This is a genomic window from Streptomyces sp. R44 (assembly GCF_041053105.1).
GTDB lineage: Bacteria > Actinomycetota > Actinomycetes > Streptomycetales > Streptomycetaceae > Streptomyces.
In genome coordinates this window covers 2,568,250-2,592,024 of sequence record NZ_CP163444.1, presented here as the reverse complement: position 1 = coordinate 2,592,024, position 23,775 = coordinate 2,568,250, and the positions used below count along the sequence as shown (strand labels likewise).

Genomic DNA, 23,775 nt, shown 5'->3' with positions numbered 1-23,775 from the left:
ACCGACATCGGTCGGTGGGGCTGTCGGTGGCCTGTCGGCCGCTTCCACGCCGGTCCGCGGGGGATCAGTGGAAGGTGTGCTCCTCGGCGGGGAACGACCCGCCGCTGACGTCCTCGGCGAAGGCGCGGGCGGCGTCGCCGAGCGTCTCGCGGAGGTTGGCGTACTGCTTGGTGAAGCGCGGCACCTTGCCGCCGGTCAGGCCGGCCATGTCGGTCCAGACGAGGACCTGCGCGTCGGTGCCGGCGCCGGCACCGATGCCGATGGTCGGGATGTGCAGGGAGCGGGTGACCTCGGCGGCCAGCTCGGCCGGGACGAGCTCCAGGACGACGGCGAAGGCGCCCGCGTCCTGCGCCGCCTTGGCGTCGCTGAGGAGCCGGTGGGCCGCCTCGTCGGAGCGGCCCTGCACGCGGTAGCCCATGGTGTTGACGGACTGCGGGGTGAGTCCCAGGTGGGACATGACGGGGATGCCGGCCTGGACGAGGAGCTCGGTCTGCGGCAGCGAGCGCTCGCCGCCCTCCAGCTTGATCGCTCCGACGCCGGCGTCCTTGACGAGCCGGGTGGCGTTGCGCAGGGCCTGGACGGGCCCTTCCTGGTACGAGCCGAACGGCAGGTCGCCGACGACGAGGGCGCGCTTGGTGCCCCGGACGACGGCGGCGGAGAGCAGGGTCATCTCGTCCATCGTGACCGGCACGGTGGTGTCGTAGCCGAGGTGACAGTTGCCCATCGAGTCGCCGACGAGGATCACCGGGATGCCGGCCTCGTCGAAGACGGAGGCGGTCATCGCGTCGTAGGCGGTGAGCATGGGCCACTTCTCGCCGCGGACCTTGGCGGCGGCGATGTCGTGGACGGTGATGCGGCGGGTGCCCTTCCCTCCGTACAGCGCCTTGCTGCTGTCGGCGGGCGGTTTCTGGGCAGCCTGAAGCGTCATGGTGAACGGCTCCTCTGTGTCATCTCGAGGCGCCCTGTGGCGTCCCCGGACCACATCCATGGTGGCACTTCGCCGGGCGGGCGGGGAAGTGGGCCGGAGTGGCGCTGTTCACACCGCCGTTCACACGGCCGCAACGTAAAGACTTGCCCAGTATTTTCGATACGAGACGGTCTCGTATCGAAATGGTCCTAGGGTGGTGGTCATGTCACAGCCGTCCACCGCACCCGCCGTACCCGCCGGGCCCCGCGTCCCCGAGGCCGTCCACCGGCGCCGCTGGGCCGTCCTCGGCGTCCTCATGCTCAGCCTGCTGATCGTCGTCCTCGACAACTCGATCCTCAACGTCGCCGTCAAGACGATCGCGGCCCCCGCGCCCACCGGCATCGGCGCCACCCAGAGCGAGCTGGAGTGGTCCATCAACTCCTACACGCTCGTCTTCGCCGGACTCCTCTTCACCTCCGGCCTCCTCGGCGACCGCCTCGGCCGCAAGAAGGTCCTCCTCTTCGGCATCACCGTCTTCGGCATCGGCTCCGCCCTCGCCGCCCTCTCCGGCTCCCCGGGCGAGCTCATCGCCTACCGGGCCGTCATGGGCCTCGGCGCCGCCTTCGTCATGCCCGCGACGCTCGCCGTCCTCATGAACGTCTTCGAGCGCGACGAGCAGCCCAAGGCCATCGGCATCTGGGCCGGCAGCGTCGGCCTCGCCATCGCCATCGGCCCCATCACCGGCGGCATCCTCCTCGAACACTTCTGGTGGGGCTCGATCTTCCTCGTCAACGTGCCCGTGGTGATCCTCGCCCTCGCCCTGATGCTGTGGCTCGTGCCCGACTCCCGGGACCCGAACCCCGGCCGCGTCGACATACCCGGAGTGCTGCTCTCCGTCGTCGGACTCGTCCTCCTCGTGTACGGGATCATCCGCGGCGGCGAACTGGCGAGCTTCACCGACGTCACCGTCCTCGCGCCCGTCCTCGGCGGCCTCGCGGTCCTCGTCGTCTTCGTCCTCCACGAGCGGCGCAGCGACCACCCGGCCATCGACATGTCGTACTTCGGGAAGCCGGCGTTCTCGGCGGCCGTCGCCGCGATCGCGCTCGTCTTCTTCGCCCTCATGGGCGTGACCTTCTTCTCCGCCTTCTACCTGCAGAGCGTCCGCGGCTACAGCGCGCTGCAGTCCGGGCTGCTCATCCTGCCGCTCGCCGTCGCGCAGATGGTCTTCGCGCCCCGGGCGCGGCTCGTCGTCGAACGCTTCGGCGCGAGGGCGGTCTGCACCGCCGGCATGCTGCTGGTCGCCGCGGGCCTGGCGGCCTTCGCCTTCTTCGAGGCCGACACCCCCGTCTGGGTCCTGGAGGTCGTCTTCTTCCTCCAGGGCGCGGGCATGGCGCACATCATGCCGCCGGTCACGGTCGCGATCATGCAGGCGCTGCCCCGCGAGAAGGCGGGCTCCGGCTCCGCGATCAACAACACCTTCCGGCAGGTCGGCGGCGCGCTGGGCGTGGCCGTCCTCGGCTCGGTGCTCTCCTCCACGTACCGCGGCGAGATCGAGGGGCACCTGGGCGACGTCCCGGCGGCCCTCCGCGACACGGCGGGCGAGTCCGTCGAGGCGACGCTCGCGATCGCGGAGAAGCTCGGCCCGGCGGGCAAGGGCCTGGTCGGCCCGGCGTACACGGCCTTCCTGGACGCGATGCACGTCACGGCGGTCGCGTCGGCTGCGATCGGTCTCGCGGGCGCGGCGGTCGTCGCGACCTTCCTCCCGGGCCGGGTCCCGAGCGCCACGCCCCCGGTCGCGGGCCCGTCCCCGGACGAGACCCCGACCCCCCACGCCCGAGCCTCGACCCCGGCGAGCTAATCCCGACGCGTGCTGGAGCCCGGGGCCTGCCCCGCCCCGCGTGCGCCCGCGCCCGGCTGGGCGGTGCCCACGCGCCGTGTGGGCAATCGTCCCGCTGGGGCGGGACGGGTGGGCACACGGGACGGCGCCCTCTCGCGGCGCCTCCGCGTTCCGCGCCCTGGCCCGCACACCTTGCGCGGCGCACGACGTGGTGCGGGTCCAGGCGCGGAAGCCTCGGGCGCCGGCAAGGCGCGGGTCCGTTGTGCCCACCCTCCCCCAAGCTCTCGGCTTCGCTCGAGCAGGGGGGACCCCCATCGCCCCGGCGGAACGCCTGCCCACAACCCGGCCCGGCGAGGGCGCCGCCCACAATCCGGCCCGGCGGAGGGCGCCGGTACCCGAGGGGCAGGGGGCGCGGGAGAATTGGGGGACGACAAGGCAGTACCCGGACGAGAGACGGAGCGCACGTGTCCCTGCAGGACAGCGGGAACCCCGAACCCCAGCCCGACGGTCCGCCCCAGGCCGCCCCGGGCGCCCGGCGGGGGCGGCCCCGGTCCGAGGCCGTCGAGCAGGCGATCTTCGACGCCGTCGTGGGGCTCCTGGAGGAGGGCGTGCCGCTCACCGAGCTGTCCATCGAGCGGATCGCCCGCACCGCCGGCGTCGGCAAGGCGACCATCTACCGCCGCTGGCCCGGCAAGGAGGAGCTCTTCGTCGAGCTGCTCCGCTCCGTGGAGCCCCAGGACCCGGTGCTCACCGGCACCTCCGTCCGGGACGACCTCGTGATGCTCCTGGAGATGCTGCGCCAGCGCGGCCTCGCCAAGCGTTCCTCCGCCCTGCTGCACAACGTGTTCTCGCAGATGCAGGCCTATCCGAAGCTGTGGGAGGCCTACCAGAACACCGTCATCGAACCCCGCCGCCGCCTCGGCCTCGACACCGTGCGGCGCGGCATGGAGCTGGGGGAGATCCGTGACGACCTGGACGTCGAGTTCGTCAACGACCTGTTCACCGGCCCGCTGCTCCTGCGCACCGTCATCCGCCCCGGCGCCTCCCTGGACCCCGGTCTCGCCGAGCGGGTCGTCGACGCCGTCATGGAGGGCCTGCGCCCCCGCCCCTGATCCGTACGAATGTGCGCGTTCTGTCACAGCCTGCCCGCCCGCGCCACCTGCAGGAACCCGCCACGCGCCCATCTCGTCCCTGGGTGAGTACGACTGACCCGTCATCGCCTAGTGTCGACGTCGGGTCACGGAGCGGGACAGCAGTGCGGCAAGGCAGCAAGGCAGTGAGGACAGTGCGATGGCGCGGGTGGACATGACGGAGACCGACCACGGCGGAGCGGGGAGCGGACGTCCGCGGTCCCGGTTCCGGACCGCGCTCGACGGGCTCCGCCACGACCGGGGCATCTGGCGCCGGGGCATCCTGCTCGCCGTGACGGCGGTGGCGCTCACGCTGCTCATGGTGTTCCACTCGGACATCCCGAACCGGGTCGGCAACCTTGGCAGCCTCACCGAGACCTTCCTGCCCTGGCTCGGCCTGTTCGTGCCGCTCCTGCTCGTGCTCGCCCTCGTGCGCCGCTCCGCCACCGCGCTGATCGCCCTGCTGCTTCCGGCCGTGGTGTGGCTCAACCTGTTCGGCGGTCTCGTCGCCGACAAGTCGGCCCCGGGCGGCGACCTGACCGTCGCCACCCACAACGTGAACGCCGACAACCCCGACCCCGAGGGCACCGCCCGCGCGCTGGCCGCCTCCGGCGCCGACGTGCTGGCCCTGGAGGAGCTGAAGGGCGACATGGTCCCGGTGTACGAGAAGGGCCTCGCCGAGACTTACCCGTACCACTCGGTGCAGGGCACGGTCGGGCTCTGGAGCAAGCTGCCGCTGCGGGCCGCGCAGCCCGTCGACATCCACATGGGCTGGACCCGCGCCATGCGCGCCTCCGTCGTCACCCCGAAGGGCGAGGTGGCCGTGTACGTCGCCCACCTGCCCTCGGTCCGGGTCAAGATGAACGCCGGCTTCACCGCCAACCAGCGCGACTCCAGCGCCAACGCGCTCGGCGAGGCCATCTCCAAGGACCGGCACGAGCGGATCGTCCTCCTCGGCGACCTCAACGGCACCATGAACGACCGCGCGCTCAACGCCGTCACCTCCCAGCTGCGCTCCACCCAGGGCGCGGCGGGCGACGGCTTCGGCTTCAGCTGGCCGGCCTCGTTCCCGATGGCCCGCATCGACCAGATCATGGTCAAGGGCGTGGAGCCGATGTCCTCCTGGGCGCTGCCGGAGACGAACAGCGACCACCTCCCCGTCGCCGCCCGCGTGAAGCTCTGACCCGGAGTTCCGAAACCTCCCCTTCATCCTCCGGAAGCCGCCGGGAAGAAAACGTCTGAGACGCTTTGTTCCGTCGAAGAACTAACTTCCGGAAAGGCTCCACCCATGCCCCTGGCGCTGCTCGCGCTCGCCGTCTCCGCCTTCGGCATCGGCACCACCGAATTCGTGATGATGGGCCTGCTCCCGCAGGTCGCCGACGACCTCGGCACCTCCGTCCCGACCGCCGGGTACCTCGTCTCGGCGTACGCGATCGGCGTCGTCGTCGGCGCCCCGCTCCTCACGGCCCTCGGCTCCCGCGTCCCGCGCAAGCGGATGCTGCTCCTGCTGATGGCGCTCTTCACGGTCGGCAACCTCGCCTCCGCGCTCGCCCCCGGATTCGGCTGGCTCGTCGCGGGCCGGGTCCTCGCCGGGCTCCCGCACGGCGCGTTCTTCGGCCTCGGCGCGGTCGTCGCCGCCCGGCTGGTGCGCGAGGACCGGCAGGCGCGGGCGGTCGCCACGATGTTCCTCGGCCTCACCGTCGCCAACATCCTCGGCGTACCGGCCGCGACCCTGCTCGGCCAGCACCTCGGCTGGCGCGCCACCTTCCTGGTGGTCTCGGCGATCGGCCTGCTCGCCATGGCCACGCTCGCCCGCCTCGTGCCGTACGTCCCCGTCGACGAGCGGCAGGGCCTCGCCGGGGAGCTGCGCGCACTGCGCCGCCCGCAGGTGCTGCTCGGCCTGCTCACGGCCGTCTTCGGCTTCGCGGGCGTCTTCGCGGTCTACTCGTACCTCGCCTCGATGACGACCGAGGTGATGGGCTTCGGCGACTCCACGGTGACGATCGTCCTCGCCCTCTTCGGCCTCGGCATGACCGGCGGGGCGCTCGCCGCGGGCCCGCTGACCGACCGGGCGCTGCGCCCCACGCTGTACGGCTCGCTCGCGGCCCTCGTCCTCGCCCTGGTCGCCTTCCGCTTCACCGTCCACGTGCCCTGGCTCGCCCTGGTCACGGTGGTGGTGCTCGGCGCGGTCGGCTTCATGACGACGACCCCGCTCCAGATGCTGGTCATGAACAAGGCGAAGGACGCCCCGACGCTCGCCTCCGCCTCCAACCACTCCGCCTTCAACCTCGCCAACGCGGGCGGCGCCTGGGCCGGCGGGGCCGCCGTCGCCGCCGGCTGGGGCTGGACCTCCCCGGCCCTCGTCGGCGCGGGTCTCACCGCCGTCGGACTGGTGATCGCGGCCGTGGCGGGGCTGCTCGACCGGGGTACGGGGGAGGGGGCCTCCCGCGTTGTCACGGGAAGCCCCCTCACGGCGGAGGAACCGGCGGTCAGCCGGTCGTCGTCTCCCGCCAGCCGTTCGTGATCGGCAGCCGCCGGTCCTTGCCGAAGCCCTTCGCCGAGATCTTGGTCCCCGGCGGGTACTGGCGCCGCTTGTACTCCGCCGTGTCCACCATCCGCAGCGTCCGCGCCACGAGCGCCTCGTCGAACCCGGCCGCCACGATGGCGTCCCGGCCCTGGTCGCGGTCCACGTACAGCGCGAGGACCGCGTCCAGGACCTCGTAGTCCGGCAGCGAGTCCGTGTCGACCTGGCCCGGACGCAGTTCGGCGCTGGGCGGCTTGGTGATCGAGCTCTCCGGGATCGGCGGGGTCTGGCCGCGGTCCTCGGCCGCCCGGTTCCGCCAGCGCGCGAGGCGGAAGACGTCCGACTTGTAGACGTCCTTGATGGGCCCGAACGCGCCGACGGAGTCGCCGTACAGCGTCGAGTAGCCCACCGCCAGCTCCGACTTGTTGCCGGGCGCGAGGACGATGTGGCCCTCCTGGTTGGAGAGCGCCATCAGCATCGTGCCGCGCAGCCGCGACTGGAGGTTCTCCTCGGCGAGCCCGGTGAGCCCGAGCGCCCCCATGTACGCGTCGAACATCGGCTCGATCGACACCGTGCGGAAGTGCAGCCCGGTGCGGCGGGCCAGCTCGGCGGCGTCGCCGCGCGAGTGGTCGGAGGAGTACTTCGAGGGCATCGACACGCCGTAGACGTTGTCCGCGCCGAGCGCGTCGCAGGCGATCGAGGCGACGAGCGCCGAGTCGATGCCGCCGGACAGGCCGACCAGCACCGAGCGGAAACCGTTCTTCGCGACGTACGCCCGCAGTCCGATGACCAGCGCCGAGTACACCTCCTCGTCGTCGTCGAGCCGGTGCGCGTAACCGCCCGTCAGCTCCGGCTCGTACGCGGGCAGCGGCTCCTCGGAGAGCACCACCCGGTCGATCCGCAGCCCGTCGTCCACCAGGCCCTCGGGCGCGTCCGCGTCGGCCGCCGGCAGCTCCAGGTCGAGGATCACGCTGCCCTCCACGAACTGCGGGGCACGCGCGATCACTTCGCCGGCCGCGTCCACGACGATCGAGTCGCCGTCGAAGACCAGCTCGTCCTGGCCGCCCGTCATCGCCAGATAGGCGGTGACGCAGCCGGCCTCCTGGGCCCGCTTGCGGACCAGTTCGAGCCGGGTGTCGTCCTTGTTCCGCTCGTACGGCGAGGCGTTGACCGACAGCAGCAGCCCCGCGTGGGCGCTGCGCGCCGCCGGCACCCTGCCGCCCTCCTGCCAGAGGTCCTCGCAGATCGCCAGGGCGACGTCGACGCCGTGGACGCGGACCACCGGCAGGGTGTCGCCCTGCACGAAGTAGCGGTACTCGTCGAAGACGCCGTAGTTCGGCAGGTGGTGCTTGGCGAAGCGCAGCACCACCTCGCCGCCGTACAGGACGGCGGCGGCGTTCTCCGGGGAGCCGGCGGGCCGGCCGAGGCGCGGCTCGGCCCGCTCGGAGCGGTCGAGGTAGCCGACGACCACCGGCAGCCCGCCGAACCCCTCGTCCGCGAGGCGCCGGGCCAGCCCGCGCAGGGCCGTCCGGGACGCCTCGACGAAGGAGGAGCGCAGCGCGAGGTCCTCGACGGGATATCCGGTCAGCGCCATCTCGGGGAACGCGACGAGATGCGCGCCCTGCCCGGCGGCGTGCCGGGTCCAGTGCACGATCGCCTCGGCGTTCCCGGCGATGTCTCCGACGGTCGAGTCGATCTGATTCAGGGCGAGGCGTAGTTGAGGCACCCGCCCAGTGTAATCGTCACACCGACGCTATGTCCTGGGATCGGCGAGGGCGAGTCCCGCGCCGCCGACATGCGGGGCGGCCGCGCCCCGCTGATCATGGCCCCATGACGACCACTGACGAACCGGCAGAGTCGGCACGGCCCGCCGCGACCGACACGGCGGCCCCCCAGGACGACGGCACCAAGAGGCAGTTCATCAGCTGGCTGACGCTCGCCTTCATGACGACCGCGTCCGTCGCCAGCCTGCGGCCCTCGCCGTCCATGGCCATCTACGGACTCGCCGCGATCTTCCTCTACCTGCTCCCCGCCCTCGTCTTCCTGCTCCCCACCGCCCTCGTCGGCGCCGAGCTCGCCTCCGGCTGGTCCGGCGGCATCTACCGCTGGGTCAGCGAGGCCCTCGGCAAGCCCCTCGGCTTCCTCGCCGTCTGGTGCCAGTTCGCCATGACCATCGCGTACTACCCGAGCCTGCTCGCGTACGTCGCCTCGACCTTCGCGTACGTCATCGACCCCTCCCTCGCGGAGAACGGGCTCTACGTGGCGATCGTCATCATCGTCGTCTACTGGTCCGGGGTCTGGATCTCCGCGCGCGGCACGAAGACCATCGCCGGCCTCTCCTCCTTCGGCCTGATCGTCGGCACCCTCATCCCCGGCGTGCTCCTGGTCGTCCTCGGCATCGTCTTCCTCGGCCAGGGCAACCCATCCGCCCAGCCCATGAGCGCCGACCACTGGCTCCCGCCGTGGACCGGACTCGCCAGCCTGGTCCTCATCGTCAACAACTTCCTGTCCTACGCGGGCATGGAGATGAACGGCGTCCACGTCTCCTCGCTGCGCGAGCCCAAGCGCGAGTACCCGAAGTCGATGTTCCTGGCGACCGGCCTCGTCCTGCTGATCTTCATCCTTCCGGCCCTCGCCATCGCCTGGGTCATGCCCGCGGAGCAGCTCAGCCTCACCGCCGGTCTGATGCAGGCCTTCCAGGCCTTCTTCGACCACTTCTCCATCGGCTGGATGACCAAGGTCGTCGGCATCATGCTGGTCTGCGCCGCCCTCGGCGGCATGCTCACCTGGCTCGCCGGACCCGCCAAGGGCCTCGTCCTGCTCTCCCGGCAGGAGGGCTATCTGCCGCCCTCGCTGCAGAAGTTCAACAAGGACGGCGCCCCGCAGAACATCATGATCGCGCAGGGCGTCGTCACCACCCTGATCGGCGTCCTCTACGCCTTCAGCGACAACGTCTCCAGCGCGTACTGGATGTTCTCCGTCATCACCGTGCAGATCTACCTCATCGCCTACCTGCTGATGTTCGTCGCCGTCGTGAGGCTCCGCAGGACCCAGCCGGACGTCGACCGCGGCTTCCGCGTCCCCGCCGTCGCATGGGTCGCCGGCATCGGCTTCGTCGCCTCCGTCGCCGCGCTCGTCATCGGCTTCGTCCCGCCCGACCAGTTCGGCGACCAGCCGCTCTGGCGCTACCTCCTCATCGTCGGCGGCGGCCTGCTGCTCCTCGGCCTCGCCATCCCCGCCGCGCTCCTCAGGTACCGCAAGCCCGGCTGGGTCCACCCCGACCACCGGGAACCTTCGGCCACGCCCTGACGGCGCCTGCGTCCGGACCGGGCTCGACCCGGTCCGGACGTAGGGGGTGCCGTGCGGGTCGGACCGGACCGCCGCGCTGGTCCTCGTCGACTCCTCGGTGGAGGACCACCCCCGCCCGTCCAGGGTCTACGGCACCTCACGCGTGCTGCGCGGCACCCTCCTGGAGAACGCCCGCTACGGAGCCGTCGCCGCCGAACTCCTCGCCCTGCGCGAGCGGCGCCCCCTCCCGCCGGGCCTCCCCGTCACCGTCCTCGCCGCCCCCGGCGGCTCCGCCCGCTGGGAACGGCGCCAGTGCGCACTGGCCCGGCGGCTCGGCGCCCGCCACGAGGCGGCCGAACCGTCGGGCCATCTGGTCATGCCGGACCGCCCGGACGCGGTGGCCCGGGCGATCCCGCGTACCGGTCAGGAAGAGGAAGCGGAGTAGACGCTCATACAGAACGCCTTGATCTGCTCGTCCGACAGATGCTGGGCCAGGTCGGCCTCGCTGATCATGCCGACGAGCCGCTTGTCCTCGATGACGGGAAGCCGCCGGATCTGGTGGCTCTGCATCTCCTCCAGGACGGCGCCCACGTCCGCGTCCGACTCGACCCAGCGCGGGGTGCCCTGTGCCATCTCACCGCAGGTGATCTTCGACGGGTCGTGGCCCATCGCCACACAGCCGATCACGATGTCGCGGTCCGTGATGATGCCGCAGAGCCGTTCGTTCTCGTCGGCGATGGGCAGCGCGCCCACGTTCAGGTTGCGCATCAGCTGAGCTGCGCGGTCGAGCGTCTCGTGTGCCGGGATCCACTGGGCCCCGGTGTGCATGATGTCCTTCGCCGTGGTCATGGGGTACGTACCTTTCGTCGAACGTGTCGTACGAACTCCCCGAGCCCACCCATTGTCGGCGGACGACCCGGCCCCCGCGACCGCAGCCGGTCACGGGGGCCGTAGGCCTCACCGACAGGGGCCTCAGGCCCCGCGCTTCTTCAGCATGTCCGCCATCAGCGCCATCTCGGACCGCTGCGCGTCGACCATGCCCTGCGCCAGGTTCCGCTCGATCTCCACGCCGCACTTCTGGACACAGCCCTCGGCCATGTGGACCCCGCCCATGTGGTGCGCGGTCATGAGCTTCAGGTACAGCACCTCGGCCTCCCGGCCGCTCGCCCGGCGCAACTCGTCCAGCTGCGCGTTGGTCGCCATGCCCGGCATGAGCGCCCCGTCCAGGTCGCCCGTGTCGCCCGAGCCGCCCATGCCCATCCAGGCCATCGGCTCGACACCGGACTCGTTCTTGGGCAGCCCCCACAGGTCGAGCCAGCCGAGCATCATGCCCCGCTGGTTGGCCTGCGTGTTGGCGATGTCGTACGCGAGCCGCCGGACCTCCTCGTCCTTCGTCCGGTCCCGGACGATGAACGACATCTCGACGGCCTGCTGGTGGTGGACGGCCATGTCCCGGGCGAAGCCGGCGTCCGCGGACGAGGAGGCCGGGGTGCTCGGGGCCTCGTCACGGTCGGCGGAGGCGACGGTGACCGCGCCCCCGGCGAACAGCACGGCGAGGGCGACCGCGGTGACCGCCGCCCCCTGCGTGCGGTTGAGCCTCACTGACCCATCCCCGTACCGCCCTGACCGTCCGCGCCGATCCCGCCCGTGCAGGCGGCACCCGGCTCCGGGGTCTGCGGACCCTGCACGTACTTCGTGAAGAAGGCGTCGACGCGCGGGTCGTCCGCGTTGTCCACGGTCACCTGCTTGCCCCAGGCGGACAGCATGATCGCCCCGGCCTGGTCGTCCACGGGGCTCATCAGCGAGTACTTCGTCCTGCCGACCTTGTCGGCCAGCTTCTTCACGTCGCCCTGGGAGGCCTGCTTGTTGTACGTCACCCAGACGGCCCCGTGCTCCAGGGAGTGCACGGCGTTCACGTCGGCGATCTTCTTGTCGTAGACCACACCGTCGCAGTTCATCCAGACCGGGTTGTGGTCACCGCCCACCGGCGGCTTCATGTCGTACTTCACGGCCGTCGTGACGTGGTTGCGGCCGAGCTTCTTCGGGTCCCAGGTCTTCTCCGCCGCGATGGGGGCCTTGGCGGCGGCCTCCTCCTCCGCCTTCTTGTCGGAGGCCTTCACCAGCATGAAGGTGCCGAAGCCGACGAGGCTCAGCACGACGACGGACGAGATGCCGATGGTGAGGAGGCGGTTGCGGCGCTCACGTGCCTGCTCGGCGCGGCGCGCCGCCTCTATTCGGGCGCGGCGGTCGTTGGCGGCGGTGGCGGAGCGGTTGGCGGCCATGGTGATGTCGTCCTTCTTCAGGAGTGGGGTGGAGTTCGGGGGTGGACATGCGGGGGCGGGGTCCGCCTCGGGGCGGGGCGCCCGCCGCCGCTACGTCCGGAGAACTTGAAGGACGTGCAGGTCCGGCGCGCGCGGCCGGGCGTCCGAACGGCGCGCCGGCCCGTCACCCGAGGGCGGCGCGAGACGCGGCGGCCCGGACTCCGCGTGGAGCGGGGGGTCGAGCGGGGGCGCGCTGAGCACCGCGGGGGAGAGCGAGGGGAAGAGGGAGCAGCCGCCGCGGTCGTACGGACAGACGTACGCGCCGGTGACGGCGGTGGCGGCCGCGGCCACCGGACCCTCCGGATGGTGGGCCCGTTCCCCGTCCGGCCCCGTCCCCAGACAGAGGAAGAGCGCGGCGAGGAGCGTCGCCACGGCACTCGCCAGTGCCATGGGACGCGCGTGTCGGGACGGGCGTACGAGCCGTGGGGCCCCCATGGGCGCAGATCGTAGTGGGCGAGAGGCGCCCGTGGGCCGAACGGGGTACCACTCGGTACCGACGGGCGGCCGCCGGACGGACGAACAACCACCCCGTTCCGGCCGTTCCCCCGTTACCTGAGTCACACCCGAGCAGGCAGTATGGGTGTGCAACGTGCGCGAAACCATGTGGTGGGATGCTCAGGTGCCCCCCGATGCATCGGAGGCGGTGGGAGCAGGCGGCCTGACCAGCGAGGATGGGTGTGGAAATGGACAAGCAGCAGGAATTTGTGCTCCGTACGCTCGAGGAGCGCGACATCCGCTTCGTACGCCTGTGGTTCACCGATGTGCTGGGCTTCCTGAAGTCGGTGGCCGTGGCGCCCGCCGAGCTGGAGCAGGCCTTCGACGAGGGCATCGGCTTCGACGGCTCCGCGATCGAGGGCTTCGCCCGCGTCTACGAGTCCGACATGATCGCCAAGCCGGACCCGGGCACCTTCCAGATCCTGCCGTGGCGCGCCGAGGCCCCGGGCACGGCCCGGATGTTCTGCGACATCCTCATGCCCGACGGCTCGCCGTCCTTCGCCGACCCGCGCTATGTCCTGAAGCGCGCCCTTGCCAAGACCTCCGACCTCGGCTTCACCTTCTACACCCACCCCGAGATCGAGTTCTTCCTCCTGAAGGACAAGCCGCTCGACGGCACCCGGCCCACCCCGGCCGACAACTCGGGCTACTTCGACCACACCCCGCAGAACGTCGGGATGGACTTCCGCCGCCAGGCCATCACCATGCTCGAATCGATGGGCATCTCGGTGGAGTTCTCCCACCACGAGGGCGCGCCGGGCCAGCAGGAGATCGACCTCCGCTACGCCGACGCCCTGTCCACGGCGGACAACATCATGACCTTCCGCCTGGTCATGAAGCAGGTGGCCCTGGAGCAGGGCGTGCAGGCCACGTTCATGCCGAAGCCGTTCTCGGACTACCCGGGCTCGGGCATGCACACCCACCTGTCCCTCTTCGAGGGCGACCGGAACGCGTTCTACGAGTCGGGCGCCGAGTACCAGCTGTCGAAGGTGGGCCGCTCCTTCATCGCGGGCCTCCTGCGGCACGCGGGCGAGACCTCCGCCGTCACCAACCAGTGGGTCAACTCGTACAAGCGCATCTGGGGCGGCTCCTCCCGCACGGCCGGCTCGGGCGGCGAGGCCCCCTCGTACATCTGCTGGGGCCACAACAACCGCTCCGCCCTCATCCGTGTCCCCATGTACAAGCCGGGCAAGACGGGCTCGTCGCGGGTCGAGGTCCGCTCCATCGACTCCGGCGCCAACCCGTACCTGACCTACGCGGTCCTCCTCGCCGCCGGCCTCAAGGGCATCGAGGAGGGCTACGAGCTCCCGGCCGGCGCCGACGACGACGTCTGGGCCCTCTCCGACGCGGAGCGCCGCGCGATGGGCATCGAGCCGCTCCCGCAGAACCTGGGAGAGGCGATCGCCCTGATGGAGAAGAGCGAACTGGTCGCGGAGACGCTCGGCGAGCACGTCTTCGACTTCTTCCTGCGCAACAAGAAGCAGGAGTGGGAGGAGTACCGCTCCGAGGTCACCGCCTTCGAGCTCCGCAAGAACCTGCCGGTGCTGTAGGGATCGTGGACGTTCTGCTCCCGACGCTCGCCAACCGGGTGGCCAACACGACGCTCGGTCTCGCGTCCGCTCTCGGCTGTGTCCAGTACGGGGTGGAGGCCGGGACCGGGTGGCAGCGGGCGGCCGCGATGGTCGCCCTCCTGGGGTGCGGGACCCTCGCCGTGCGCGGGTACCGCGCCGGGGTCCGGTGCGAGGCGGAGCGGCTCGTGGTCCGCGGGTACGTGTGGACGCGGGTGATACCGCGCGCGGCCGTCACCGGCGTCACGGATTTCCCCGCCGTGCGCTGGACCTCGCCCCGGGGCCGGAGCCGGTGGACGCCGGTCGCGGTGTTCTCGACGCTCTCGGGGGAGACCGCCGGGGTGCGGGCGCGCAAGCGGAGCAACACGGCGCGGCTGCGGCGCTGGGCGGCACGGCGGTAAACCCGTTGCCCGGGTCCGCGGGACGGTTCAGACTGCCGCGGTGAAGATCGAACCTGTCGCCACCGCGCGGCTTGTACTGCACCCGCTGACCGCCGCCGCGGCCGAGCGCATCGTCGCCCGGGAGTCCGGGCCCGGGGACCTCTGGGGGGAGGGGTATCCCGGGGACGGGGACGTCCGCGCCAACACCGGGTTCCTGCGGGGCGTCGCCGAGCGCGGCGACCCGGGGGTGTTCCGGCCGTACGAGATACGGCTCGACGGCGTCGCCGTCGGCGGCATCGGGTTCCACGGGCCGCCGGACGAGATCGGCGTCGCGACCATCGGGTACGGACTCGTCCCCGCGGTACGGGGCAACGGGTACGCCTCCGAGGCCCTGCGGGCCGTCCTCGAACTGGCCCGGGTGGCCGGCGCCGCCGGGGTGAAGGGCGACGCCGACCTGGACAATCCGGCCTCGCACCGGGTGATGGAGGCCGCCGGGATGCCGTGCGTGGCGGAGGACGAGCAGCTCCGGCACTTCTACGTGGCGTTCTAGCGGGGGAAGCCGTGGCGGCGGGCCGCGCCCGCCGTCAGGACCGACACCGCGAGCAGCGCCGCCGCCGTCCACGGCAGGGCCGTCGTCCCCGCGCCCGTCAGGACCGCGCCGCCGACGAGCGAACCGCCCGCCATGGCGACGTTCCAACCCGTCACCCAGAGGGAGTTGGCCGTGTCCGGGTCCCGGGGCGCCGCCCGGACGCCCGCCGTCTGCATGAGCGTGGGGATGCCGCCGTGCGTCACGCCCCACAGGACCGCGGCGGCCAGGACCACCGCCGTGCTGCCGGCGAACAGGCCGAGCGCCACCAGGCAGAGGGCCGCCAGGGCCAGGAGCGCGAGGGTCGAGTGCCGGAGCCACCGGTCCGCCGTCGCCCCCGCGATCCACACGCCGGCCGTCGAGCCGAGCCCGAACACGAACAGCACCGTGCCGGTGGAGACCGCGAGGTCCGCCCGCTCCACGAAGGGCGCGATGTACGTGTAGAGGACGTAGAAGCCGAGCACCATCGCGATCGACGCCGTGTTGATCGCCGCGATCCCCGGTGTGCGGATCGTGGCCCACAGGCCTCGGCCGCCGTTCCGGACCTCTCCGGCCTGCCCCGCGAGCGCCGGCAGGCGCCACCGTGCCGCCGCCGCCAGGGCGAGCGCCAGGCCGGTCAGGGCCGCGAACACGCCCTGCCAGCCGACCAGCCCGCCGAGGGCCGTGCCCGCCGGGATGCCGAGCGAGAGACCGACCGTCATGCCCGCGAGCGCGGTGGCGATGGCCTTGCCGCTGCGGTGCGGCGCGAGCCGGGCCGCGTACGCGGGGACCATCGCCCACAGCATTCCGGCGAACACCCCGGAGAGGACCCGCGCCCCCAGGGTGAACGCGAAGCCGGTGGAGGCGGCCGTCACGGCGTTGGTGGCGGCGAAGCCGAGCAGGAGGGCGAGGAGCAGGGTGCGGCGGGGGAGCCGCAGGGCCCAGGCGGTCATCGGGATCGCGGTGACCGCCGCGGCCAGGGCGTAGACCGTCACCAGGAGTCCGGCGCGGGCCTCCGTCACGCCGAGGCCGGCGCTCATCGCCGGGAGGACGCCGGCCGGCAGCGCCTCGGTCAGGATCGTGACGAAGGCGGCGCCGGAGAGGGTGAGCAGGCCGCCGAGCGGCCAGGGGGGAGGGGGTGCGAGGGGGGAGGGAGCGGGAGTCGTCGCTGTCATGACCGGACGGTAGAACCCTCACGTTTACGTGAAGGTCAAGCCGGAGGCCGGGATCGGGCTCGGCGTCACACCCGGAGCGGGGCCGGGGCCGGGATCGGCGTCACACCCGGGCCGCCTTCCGTGCCGCCCTCAGATACGCGTCGAGCGCGTTCCGGTTCCGGACCAGGCAGTGGATCCGCCGGTCCAGCTGCTCGCGTTCGGCGGCCACCTGGTCGAGCATCTCCGCGCACGGCACCGGCGGCAGCAGATCGGCCGGCCCGTCCAGGTACGGCAGGATGTCGCGGATGATCCGGGTCGGCAGCCCGCAGTCGATCAGCCCCCGGATCTGCCGGACCACCTCGTCCGCGCCCTCGCAGTAGTCGCGGTAGCCGTTGCCGGAGCGGTCGGGGCGGATCAGGCCCTCCTCCTCGTAGTAGCGCAGCGCGCGCACGCTGACCCCCGTCAGCCGGGACAGTTCACCGATCTTCACCCGAATCCCTCTCGTCCGCGTGAGGGTCAACCCTAGATCCGCGCTAGCGTCTGGGCCCATGCCGGAAGTCGATCCCCGTGTCTGGTACGCCGCCTACGGCTCCAACACGCACCCCGAGCGCCTGCGGTACTACCTCGACGGCGGCTGCCCGCCCGGCGGCACGCGGGAGCTTCCCGGGTGCCGGGACCGGCGCCCGCCCGAGCGGTCCGTGCCGGTCGTGCTGCCCGGGCGCGTGTACTTCGCCACCGACTCGCCCGTGTGGGGCGGCGGCCGCGCCTTCTACGACCCGGTGGCGGGCGGCGACGCGTGGGGCGTCGCGCATCTGCTGACGGTCGGACAGTTCTCGGACATCGTCGCCCAGGAGATGTACCGCGAGCCCGGCGGCGACCTCGATCTGGCCGAGGCCCTCGCCACCGGGCGCCGCGTCCTCGGGACCGGGCGGTACGAGACGCTCGTCTGCCCCGGGCTCCTCGACGGGGTCCCGGTGATGACGTTCACCGCGCCCTGGCGGATGCCGGGCGACGGCGGGCTGCGCGCGCCCTCCGCCGCGTACCTCCGGCATCTGGCGGCGGGGCTCGGCCGGGCCGGGGCCTGGCGGCACGCCGAGGTCGCCGCCTATCTCGCCGGCTGCCCCGGCGCCGCCGGGCACTGGACGGCCGAGGCCGTGGCGGGGCTCAGCGTTCCGACAGCTCCGACGGTGCCTCCTGCACCACCCAGCCGTTGCCGTCCGGGTCCTGGAAGGTCATGAACGAGTTCCAGGTGTCGCCCTTGCCGTCCTCCCAGCCCGCCGCGCCGACGTGCATCACCGGTGAGACGTCGACGCCCCGGCCGACGAGCTCCGCCCGCGCCGCCTCGATGTCGGTGACGCACAGCTGGAGGCCGTGCAGGCCGCCCGGGCTCATCTCCTTCGTGCCCGGCATCTGCGGCATGCCGCTCTGCAGCGCGATCGAGCAGCGCGAGCCGGGCGGCGTCGCCTGGATGATCCTGACGCCGGGCGCGACCTCGGTGTCCAGGTCGAGGGTGAAGCCGCACTTCCCGCCGTAGAACTCCTTGGCCCGGTCCATGTCCGTGACGGGGACCAGGACGACTTCCAGTGTCCAGTTCATGAGGACCACGGTCCCGTACGGGACCGGCCCACGCACCCGGAACCGGCTCGTGTCACCCGGACGCGGTCAGCGGCCGGCCGGTGTCCAGTGCAGCCGGCCGTCCAGGCCGATGGCCGCCACCCCGTCCGTTCCGGCGTCCGGCGCGCCGGAGAACAGGAACTTCTCCAGCGTCCACACCGGCCGCGCTCCGGCCCGGCCGTGCGGCGCCGTCGCCAGGAAGCCGGTGCGGGACCGGACCGCGAGCAGGCCGTCGCCGCCGCTCACCGGGCCGAAGCCGGCGACGCCGGTGCCGGAGAGTTCGGTGACCGGGGAGACCGGGCCCGTACCGGAGAAGTCGGCGCTCCGCAGGTCGCCGGAGGCCGGCTTGCGGAACCAGAGCCGGACGCCCGCGCCGTCCGGCGCCGGGCTCGCGCTCAGCGCGAGGGTCGTGGGCGGCAGCCCGGTCGGCGCCGGTCCGGTCAGCGGCCCGCCGGGGGTCCGCTCGGCCCAGGCGAGGACGGTGCGCGGGGTGCTGGCGAAGACGTACCCCCGGCCGTTCGCGTCCGTCGCCGCCACCGGGTCGCCGTGCACCTCCGTGCCGCCCAGGGACCGCCACGGACCCCACCCGCCGCCGGCCCGCTGCTCACGGGCCGTCAGCCGGTGGCGGCTGTCGCGCACGATCACGGTGGCCCGGCCGTCGGGGGCCACCGTCACGGTGGGCGCGCTGATGTCGGAGGTCCCGTCGGCGTCGCTGCGCTCGGGCGTGCCGAGCGACTCCCAGGGGCCGAACACGCCGCCGGGCGCCGACTGGACGGTGGTGACCACCTCGCGCCGGTAGTCGGCGGCGTCGGTGCCGAGGGTCGTACGGATGCCGAAGACGGCTATGCGCCCGTCGGGCAGGGTCACGGAGGTGACCCCGCTGTCGAGGCCGCCGCCGGGCAGCAGCACCGGGCCCTGCCAGGCCACGGCGTCCGCGGGCTTCCGCCAGGCCGCGAGGCGCCCGTCGAGGACGGAGAAGGCGTGCAGTCCGCCGTCCCGGTCGCGCTGGACCCAGGAGGTGGAGGTGCCCCGGGCGTACCGCACGGTCTGTGTCCAGCCGCGGCCCCCGGGCCGTGCGGCCACCTTGAGGTCGCCGCATCCCGCGTCGGTCTCGCAGTCGTGGACGCCGTCCAGCCAGGCGTACGTCTTCAGGACGTTCAGCTTCGCGTCGGCCGCGGCGGGGTCGAGGGTGTGCGGCAGATAGCCGGTCGGATAGCCGAGGTAGTTCTGCACGCCGACGTGCGGGTGTCCGGGCAGCTCCGTGTACCGGGCGAGCGCGGCCTGCGTGAACCGCGCCCCGAACAGGTGGTCCTGGTGGTCCCGGAACTTCATGCTCTTCGGGTACAGGCCGGGGCTCGGGTCCTGCATCCGGACGAAGGTCGGTCGGAAGCGCTCCAGGAGCCCGGTCAGCGTGGCGACGACCTGGTCCTTCGTGTAGGTGAAGTCGGCGGCGACCGGGGTGCCGGAGGAGCGCTGCGATTCGAGCGCGGTGATCCGGCCGTCCCAGAGGCCGTGGAGGCTGTGCGGGCGGTTGCCGTTGATGGCACCGGCCTCGCGGAGCTGCAGCCACACCAGCTTGATCTCCGGCCGGGCGCGCAGGGTGTCCAGTTCGGCCCACCCGCCGCCGGCCGTGGGTATCGCCTCCCGGTCCCAGGCGCTGATCCGGTTGCCGGTCGCCATCTCGGCGTACGCGGCGCGTATGCCGTTCTGCCGGGCCTCGGCGTAGCCCGCCTTGTCGGGCGTGAGGCCCGGGGCGTCGTGCGGACGGGCGTTGACGCCGTCGGACTCGCCCGCCGTGAGGTAGACGGCGGTCAGGGGGCTGCCGGAGTGCAGGGACTGGGATATGTCCGGGTTCATGAAGAACAGGTCGTCGTCCGGGTGGGCGACGATCTGCACGACGGAGACGGGGGAGTCCGGCGTCCGGTCGGGAATGGCCCGGGCCTGGGTCTTCCGGGGCGCCGCCGAGGGTGCCTTCGCGTCGGGCGCCGTCGGCCCGGCCGTCGTCACCGAGAGGAGTACGGAGAAGGCACCGCCGACCAGGGTGGTCGCGATGGCGGCCGAAACGATCCTGCGGCGGGAGAGGCGGCGGGGGCGGTCAGACATGATCGGCGGCGCTTTCATGACGGGCGGTGCGGGGCGGGTGGGGCGGTGCAGGGCCGGACGGCGCGACACCCGGAGGAGGCGTCGCGTTCAACAAGACGGGCCTTCCAGATTCACGGTTCATTCGCCCGGACCACGATCCTTGTGGGCGATCTCACGTGTGATCCGGTGTGACCGACGGGCGGGGGAAGCCGTCGGCCCCCGCTCCCGATAGGCTCGGCCAGGGCCTGTCTGACGATTCCCGTCGGGTCCGGCCCTGGGGCCTGTCCGACCATTCCCGTCGGGTCCGGCCCGCCCGGCACGCACGCTCGCCGCACGGCCGAAACGCCCAAGTAGCTCCGCTACGAGGGCGTCCCGGCCGCACGCCGATCGCACGCACCGGACGACCCGGCCTGATCCGACGCGGATGGCCGGACAGGCCCCAGGGCTGACCTGCTCGGAGGGAGCGGCGGAATGACGGTGCCGGGACGCAGGAGCAGTACGTTCTCACGTCTGCTGCGGCACGGGTTCACCGACCCCTCGGGTGCCGAACGGCTCCTCGACGTGCCCGAACTGTCCGCGCTGCGCGACGACCCCGTCCTCCTCGACGCCCTCGGCGTCACCGCCGACCCCGACCTCGCCCTGCGCGGGCTGGTCCGGCTCGTCGAGGCGCAGCCCGAGACCGAGCGGCAGACCCTCACCACCACGCTGCTCTCCGCGAAGCCCTTCCGGGACCGGCTCCTCGGCGTCCTCGGCGCCTCCGAGGCGCTCGCCGACCACCTCGCCCGGCACCCCCGCGACTGGGAGTCCCTCGTCACGTACGAGGCGGCCGACCTCCACCCGGGGGTCGCCGAGTTCGAGCAGGGGCTCGCCGAGGCCACCGACGCCGTGTCGCTGCGGGTCGCCTACCGGCGCTGCCTCCTCGCCATCGCGGCCCGCGACGTGTGCGCGACCATCGACGTCGCCCAGACCGCCGCCGAGCTCGCCGACCTGGCGACGGCGACCCTGCGCGCCGCCCTCGCCATCGCCCGTTCGGCCGCGCCCGCCGACGCCGCCATGTGCCGGCTCGCGGTGATCGCGATGGGCAAGTGCGGCGGCCACGAACTGAACTACGTCTCCGACGTGGACGTGATCTTCGTCGGGGAACCGGCCGAGGGCGCCGACGAGGGCAAGGCGATCCAGGCCGCGACCCGGCTCGCCTCCCACCTCATGCGGATCTGCTCCGAGACCACCGTCGAGGGCACCATCTGGCCGGTCGACGCCAATCTGCGCCCCGAGGGCCGCAACGGCCCCCTCGTCCGCACCCTCTCCTCCCACCTCGCCTACTACCAGCGGTGGGCGAAGACCTGGGAGTTCCAAGCCCTTCTCAAGGCCCGCGCGGTCGCCGGCGACCTGGAGCTCGGCGCCCAGTACATCGACGCCGTCTCCCCGCTCGTCTGGCAGGCCGCCGAGCGCGAGAACTTCGTCCCCGACGTGCAGAAGATGCGCCGCCGGGTCGTCGACAACATCCCCGCCGCCCAGGTCGAGCGCGAGCTCAAACTCGGCCCCGGCGGCCTCAGGGACGTCGAGTTCGCCGTCCAGCTCCTCCAGCTCGTGCACGGCCGCAGCGACGCCGGCCTGCACAGCGGCACCACCCTCGACGCGCTCGCCGCCCTCGCCGCCGGCGGCTACGTCGGCCGCGCCGACGCCTCCCAGCTCGACGAGGCCTACCGCTTCCTGCGCGCCATGGAGCACCGCATCCAGCTCTACCGGCTGCGTCGCACCCACCTCGTCCCCGAGGACGAGGCCGACCTGCGCCGCCTCGGCCGCTCCCTCGGACTGCGCACCGACCCGGTCGCCGAGCTCAACAAGGAGTGGAAGCGGCACGCCGCCGTCGTCCGCCGGCTGCACGAGAAGCTCTTCTACCGGCCACTGCTCGACGCCGTCGCCCAGCTCGCCCCCGGCGAGATCCGGCTCAGCCCCAAGGCCGCCGGACAGCGCCTCGAAGCCCTCGGATACGCGGACCCCGCCGCCGCCCTGCGCCACCTGGAGGCCCTGGCCTCCGGCGTCACCCGCAAGGCGGCGATCCAGCGGACCCTGCTCCCGGTGCTGCTCGGCTGGTTCGCCGACTCGGCCGACCCGGACGCCGGACTCCTCGGCTTCCGCAAGGTCTCCGACGCCCTCGGCAAGACCCCCTGGTACCTGCGGCTGCTCCGCGACGAGGGCGCCGCCGCCGAGAACCTCGCGCGCGTCCTCTCCGCCGGCCGCCTCGCCCCCGACCTGCTGCTCCGCGCCCCCGAGGCCGTCGCGATCCTCGGCGACCCGGAAGGTCTGAAGCCGCGCGGCCGGGACCATCTGGAGCAGGAGGTCCTGGCGGCCGTGGGCCGCGCGGACGACGCCGAGCACGCCGTCGCGGCGGCCCGCGGGGTGCGCCGCCGCGAGCTGTTCCGTACCGCCGCGGCCGATCTCATCGGTTCGTACGGCACCGAGGACAACCCCCGCGAGCAGGACCCCGGCGCGCTCGTCGACGTGGTGGGGGAGGCCGTCACCGACCTCAACGCGGCGACGATCGCCGGCGCCCTGCGGGCCGCCGTGCGCGCCGAGTGGGGCGAGGAGCTGCCGACCCGGTTCGCGGTCATCGGCATGGGCCGCTTCGGCGGCCACGAGCTGGGGTACGGCTCCGACGCCGACGTGCTGTTCGTGCACGAGCCGCGCGAGGGCGTCGACGAGCAGGAGGCGGCCAAGGCCGCGAACCGGGTGGTCGCGGAGATGCGACGGCTGCTCCAACTGCCCACCGCCGACCCGCCGTTGCTGATCGACGCGGACCTGCGTCCGGAGGGCAAGAGCGGCCCCCTGGTGCGCACCCTGAAGTCGTACGAGGCCTACTACCGCCGGTGGTCGCTCGTCTGGGAGAGCCAGGCGCTGCTGCGCGCCGCACCCATGGCCGGCGACCTCGAGTTGGCCGACCGGTTCATCGAACTCGTCGACCCGCTGCGGTATCCGATGGAGGGCCTCGGCGAGGACGCGGTCCGCGAGATCCGCCGCCTCAAGGCGCGGATGGAGTCCGAGCGGCTGCCGCGCGGCGCCGACCCGACCCTCCACGCCAAGCTCGGGCGCGGCGGCCTCAGCGACGTCGAGTGGACGGTCCAGCTGCTCCAGATGCGGCACGGCTGGGCGGAACCGGGCCTGCGGACGACCCGAACCCGCGAGGCCCTGGCCGCCGCCCACGCCGCGGGGCTGATCCCGACGGAGGAGGCGCAGACCCTCGACGAGGCCTGGGTCCTCGCCACCCGGGTGCGCAACGCGGTGATGCTGGTCCGCGGCCGCCCCGGTGACACCTTCCCCTCGGTTCCGCGGGAACTCGCCGCGGTGGGGCGGTACTTGGGATACGAGTCGGGTCACGTCGGCGAGATGGTCGACGACTACCGCCGTATCACCCGCCGGGCTCGCGCAGTGGTGGAGGAGCTTTTCTACGGGGCCTAGAGCCCTTCGTGCACCCGGAGCAACAGGCCCTGGAGCAGGTTCCGTTCCCGCGGGTCCAGGGGGGCGAGCAGCTCGTCCTGGACGGCCCGCGCCTCGGCGTCGAGCTCCGCGAGGAGCTCCCGGCCGGCCGGGGCGAGGCTGACGGAGACGCGCCTGCGGTCCTCGGGGTCGCGGGCCCGCTCGACGTATCCGCCGCCGGCCAGCTGCTCGACCACCTTGGCCATGTCGCTGGGGTCGACGCCGAGCCGGACGACCAGGTCGCGCTGGGCGTGCGGCCCGAAGTCGGAGAGGGCGGCGAGGACCGCCATGTCCCAGAGCCGAAGGCCGCGTTCGGCCAGCCGGTCGGCCAGTCTGCCCCGGGCCGTCTTGCCGATCCGGGAGAGCAGGTAGGTGCTGAGGCCGAGCAGGGCGGGCGGGGTGGATCGCGCGGAAGGCATGACCGAATTCTAAG

General features: G+C 72.8%; 22 protein-coding genes. 11 read left to right on the top strand and 11 right to left on the bottom strand.

Annotated features, from left to right (window positions below):
- Positions 1 to 64: 64 nt before the first annotated feature.
- Positions 65 to 928, bottom strand: a complete 864-nt coding sequence (panB, locus tag AB5J54_RS11975; RefSeq protein ID WP_369143908.1) for a 3-methyl-2-oxobutanoate hydroxymethyltransferase — start codon at positions 926 to 928, stop codon at positions 65 to 67.
- A 202-nt stretch (positions 929 to 1,130) separates the two neighbouring features.
- Between panB and AB5J54_RS11970 the strand changes: the two genes are divergently transcribed.
- From AB5J54_RS11970 to AB5J54_RS11955, 4 genes are all read left to right on the top strand, one after another.
- The gene (locus tag AB5J54_RS11970; protein WP_369143907.1) at positions 1,131 to 2,765 is read left to right on the top strand and encodes an MFS transporter; all 1,635 of its coding nucleotides are present in this window, start codon (positions 1,131 to 1,133) and stop codon (positions 2,763 to 2,765) included.
- Between the two features lie 443 nt (positions 2,766 to 3,208).
- Positions 3,209 to 3,856 (top strand): TetR/AcrR family transcriptional regulator, encoded by a 648-nt coding sequence (locus AB5J54_RS11965; RefSeq protein WP_369143906.1) that lies wholly within the window; start codon positions 3,209 to 3,211, stop codon positions 3,854 to 3,856.
- A gap of 178 nt (positions 3,857 to 4,034) precedes the next feature.
- Positions 4,035 to 5,057, top strand: a complete 1,023-nt coding sequence (locus AB5J54_RS11960; RefSeq protein ID WP_369143905.1) for an endonuclease/exonuclease/phosphatase family protein — start codon at positions 4,035 to 4,037, stop codon at positions 5,055 to 5,057.
- Positions 5,058 to 5,162: 105 nt separating this feature from the next.
- On the top strand, positions 5,163 to 6,398 hold the full coding sequence (locus AB5J54_RS11955) for an MFS transporter (protein ID WP_369143904.1): 1,236 nt from the start codon (positions 5,163 to 5,165) through the stop codon (positions 6,396 to 6,398).
- Here AB5J54_RS11955 and AB5J54_RS11950 read toward each other — a convergent pair.
- Positions 6,364 to 8,124: an NAD+ synthase gene (locus AB5J54_RS11950; RefSeq protein WP_369143903.1), complete on the bottom strand. Its 1,761-nt coding sequence runs from the start codon at positions 8,122 to 8,124 to the stop codon at positions 6,364 to 6,366. The genes AB5J54_RS11955 and AB5J54_RS11950 overlap by 35 nt on opposite strands.
- A 104-nt stretch (positions 8,125 to 8,228) precedes the next feature.
- Between AB5J54_RS11950 and AB5J54_RS11945 the strand changes: the two genes are divergently transcribed.
- Together AB5J54_RS11945 and AB5J54_RS11940 are read left to right on the top strand one after the other, a co-directional pair.
- The gene (locus AB5J54_RS11945) at positions 8,229 to 9,707 is read left to right on the top strand and encodes an APC family permease (RefSeq protein ID WP_369143902.1); all 1,479 of its coding nucleotides are present in this window, start codon (positions 8,229 to 8,231) and stop codon (positions 9,705 to 9,707) included.
- Between the two features lie 46 nt (positions 9,708 to 9,753).
- Positions 9,754 to 10,131: an alpha/beta fold hydrolase gene (locus AB5J54_RS11940; protein ID WP_369143901.1), complete on the top strand. Its 378-nt coding sequence runs from the start codon at positions 9,754 to 9,756 to the stop codon at positions 10,129 to 10,131.
- Here AB5J54_RS11940 and AB5J54_RS11935 read toward each other — a convergent pair.
- From AB5J54_RS11935 to AB5J54_RS11920, 4 genes are all read right to left on the bottom strand, one after another.
- On the bottom strand, positions 10,110 to 10,535 hold the full coding sequence (locus AB5J54_RS11935) for a CBS domain-containing protein (protein WP_369143900.1): 426 nt from the start codon (positions 10,533 to 10,535) through the stop codon (positions 10,110 to 10,112). The two genes, AB5J54_RS11940 and AB5J54_RS11935, sit on opposite strands and share 22 nt — an antisense overlap.
- 123 nt (positions 10,536 to 10,658) lie before the next feature.
- Positions 10,659 to 11,288, bottom strand: a complete 630-nt coding sequence (locus AB5J54_RS11930; RefSeq protein WP_369143899.1) for a DUF305 domain-containing protein — start codon at positions 11,286 to 11,288, stop codon at positions 10,659 to 10,661.
- Positions 11,285 to 11,968 carry a DUF3105 domain-containing protein gene (locus AB5J54_RS11925; RefSeq protein WP_369143898.1) on the bottom strand — a complete coding sequence of 228 codons (684 nt, stop codon included), beginning with the start codon at positions 11,966 to 11,968 and terminating at the stop codon, positions 11,285 to 11,287. Before AB5J54_RS11925 ends, AB5J54_RS11930 begins: the two co-directional genes overlap by 4 nt.
- Positions 11,969 to 12,058: 90 nt before the next feature.
- The gene (locus AB5J54_RS11920) at positions 12,059 to 12,397 is read right to left on the bottom strand and encodes a hypothetical protein (protein WP_369143897.1); all 339 of its coding nucleotides are present in this window, start codon (positions 12,395 to 12,397) and stop codon (positions 12,059 to 12,061) included.
- Positions 12,398 to 12,690: 293 nt separating this feature from the next.
- On the opposite strand from AB5J54_RS11920, the gene AB5J54_RS11915 reads away from it, so the two are divergent.
- From AB5J54_RS11915 to AB5J54_RS11905, 3 genes are read left to right on the top strand one after another with little or no spacing between them, the layout of a single operon-like run.
- On the top strand, positions 12,691 to 14,052 hold the full coding sequence (locus tag AB5J54_RS11915) for a glutamine synthetase family protein (protein ID WP_041128921.1): 1,362 nt from the start codon (positions 12,691 to 12,693) through the stop codon (positions 14,050 to 14,052).
- A 5-nt stretch (positions 14,053 to 14,057) separates the two neighbouring features.
- Positions 14,058 to 14,471 carry a hypothetical protein gene (locus AB5J54_RS11910; protein WP_369143896.1) on the top strand — a complete coding sequence of 138 codons (414 nt, stop codon included), beginning with the start codon at positions 14,058 to 14,060 and terminating at the stop codon, positions 14,469 to 14,471.
- Positions 14,472 to 14,511: 40 nt separating this feature from the next.
- Positions 14,512 to 15,000 carry a GNAT family N-acetyltransferase gene (locus AB5J54_RS11905; protein WP_369143895.1) on the top strand — a complete coding sequence of 163 codons (489 nt, stop codon included), beginning with the start codon at positions 14,512 to 14,514 and terminating at the stop codon, positions 14,998 to 15,000.
- Here AB5J54_RS11905 and AB5J54_RS11900 read toward each other — a convergent pair.
- Positions 14,997 to 16,190, bottom strand: coding sequence for an MFS transporter (locus AB5J54_RS11900; protein ID WP_369143894.1), 1,194 nt, complete (start codon positions 16,188 to 16,190; stop codon positions 14,997 to 14,999). The two genes, AB5J54_RS11905 and AB5J54_RS11900, sit on opposite strands and share 4 nt — an antisense overlap.
- A 100-nt stretch (positions 16,191 to 16,290) precedes the next feature.
- Positions 16,291 to 16,659, bottom strand: a complete 369-nt coding sequence (locus tag AB5J54_RS11895; RefSeq protein ID WP_369143893.1) for a MerR family transcriptional regulator — start codon at positions 16,657 to 16,659, stop codon at positions 16,291 to 16,293.
- 58 nt (positions 16,660 to 16,717) lie between these two features.
- Here AB5J54_RS11895 and AB5J54_RS11890 point away from each other — a divergent pair, with 58 nt between their 5' ends.
- Positions 16,718 to 17,407, top strand: coding sequence for a histone deacetylase (locus AB5J54_RS11890; protein WP_369143892.1), 690 nt, complete (start codon positions 16,718 to 16,720; stop codon positions 17,405 to 17,407).
- Here AB5J54_RS11890 and AB5J54_RS11885 read toward each other — a convergent pair.
- Both AB5J54_RS11885 and AB5J54_RS11880 read right to left on the bottom strand, forming a co-directional pair.
- Positions 17,334 to 17,765 carry a VOC family protein gene (locus AB5J54_RS11885; RefSeq protein ID WP_369143891.1) on the bottom strand — a complete coding sequence of 144 codons (432 nt, stop codon included), beginning with the start codon at positions 17,763 to 17,765 and terminating at the stop codon, positions 17,334 to 17,336. The two genes, AB5J54_RS11890 and AB5J54_RS11885, sit on opposite strands and share 74 nt — an antisense overlap.
- A 66-nt stretch (positions 17,766 to 17,831) precedes the next feature.
- Positions 17,832 to 19,886: a PIG-L family deacetylase gene (locus tag AB5J54_RS11880; RefSeq protein WP_369143890.1), complete on the bottom strand. Its 2,055-nt coding sequence runs from the start codon at positions 19,884 to 19,886 to the stop codon at positions 17,832 to 17,834.
- A 450-nt stretch (positions 19,887 to 20,336) separates the two neighbouring features.
- Between AB5J54_RS11880 and AB5J54_RS11875 the strand changes: the two genes are divergently transcribed.
- Entirely contained in the window at positions 20,337 to 23,324 is a 2,988-nt protein-coding gene (locus AB5J54_RS11875) for a bifunctional [glutamine synthetase] adenylyltransferase/[glutamine synthetase]-adenylyl-L-tyrosine phosphorylase (protein WP_369143889.1), read from the top strand.
- Here the strand turns inward: AB5J54_RS11875 and AB5J54_RS11870 are convergent.
- Complete coding sequence (locus AB5J54_RS11870; protein ID WP_369143888.1) at positions 23,321 to 23,761, bottom strand: MarR family winged helix-turn-helix transcriptional regulator; 441 nt, start codon at positions 23,759 to 23,761, stop codon at positions 23,321 to 23,323. The genes AB5J54_RS11875 and AB5J54_RS11870 overlap by 4 nt on opposite strands.
- Positions 23,762 to 23,775: the final 14 nt, after the last annotated feature.

What these genes read in the sequence shown, in the direction of transcription:
- AB5J54_RS11900 (WP_369143894.1), bottom strand. Translation starts at nt 16,190, where the DNA reads ATGACAGCGACGACTCCCGCTCCCTCCCCCCTCGCACCCCCTCCCCCC.
- panB (WP_369143908.1), bottom strand. Translation starts at nt 928, where the DNA reads ATGACGCTTCAGGCTGCCCAGAAACCGCCCGCCGACAGCAGCAAGGCG.
- AB5J54_RS11890 (WP_369143892.1), top strand. Translation starts at nt 16,718, where the DNA reads ATGCCGGAAGTCGATCCCCGTGTCTGGTACGCCGCCTACGGCTCCAAC.
- AB5J54_RS11875 (WP_369143889.1), top strand. Translation starts at nt 20,337, where the DNA reads ATGACGGTGCCGGGACGCAGGAGCAGTACGTTCTCACGTCTGCTGCGG.
- AB5J54_RS11870 (WP_369143888.1), bottom strand. Translation starts at nt 23,761, where the DNA reads ATGCCTTCCGCGCGATCCACCCCGCCCGCCCTGCTCGGCCTCAGCACC.
- AB5J54_RS11920 (WP_369143897.1), bottom strand. Translation starts at nt 12,397, where the DNA reads ATGGCACTGGCGAGTGCCGTGGCGACGCTCCTCGCCGCGCTCTTCCTC.
- AB5J54_RS11935 (WP_369143900.1), bottom strand. Translation starts at nt 10,535, where the DNA reads ATGACCACGGCGAAGGACATCATGCACACCGGGGCCCAGTGGATCCCG.
- AB5J54_RS11885 (WP_369143891.1), bottom strand. Translation starts at nt 17,765, where the DNA reads ATGAACTGGACACTGGAAGTCGTCCTGGTCCCCGTCACGGACATGGAC.
- AB5J54_RS11970 (WP_369143907.1), top strand. Translation starts at nt 1,131, where the DNA reads ATGTCACAGCCGTCCACCGCACCCGCCGTACCCGCCGGGCCCCGCGTC.
- AB5J54_RS11880 (WP_369143890.1), bottom strand. Translation starts at nt 19,886, where the DNA reads ATGTCTGACCGCCCCCGCCGCCTCTCCCGCCGCAGGATCGTTTCGGCC.
- AB5J54_RS11945 (WP_369143902.1), top strand. Translation starts at nt 8,229, where the DNA reads ATGACGACCACTGACGAACCGGCAGAGTCGGCACGGCCCGCCGCGACC.
- AB5J54_RS11915 (WP_041128921.1), top strand. Translation starts at nt 12,691, where the DNA reads ATGGACAAGCAGCAGGAATTTGTGCTCCGTACGCTCGAGGAGCGCGAC.
- AB5J54_RS11925 (WP_369143898.1), bottom strand. Translation starts at nt 11,968, where the DNA reads ATGGCCGCCAACCGCTCCGCCACCGCCGCCAACGACCGCCGCGCCCGA.
- AB5J54_RS11960 (WP_369143905.1), top strand. Translation starts at nt 4,035, where the DNA reads ATGGCGCGGGTGGACATGACGGAGACCGACCACGGCGGAGCGGGGAGC.
- AB5J54_RS11955 (WP_369143904.1), top strand. Translation starts at nt 5,163, where the DNA reads ATGCCCCTGGCGCTGCTCGCGCTCGCCGTCTCCGCCTTCGGCATCGGC.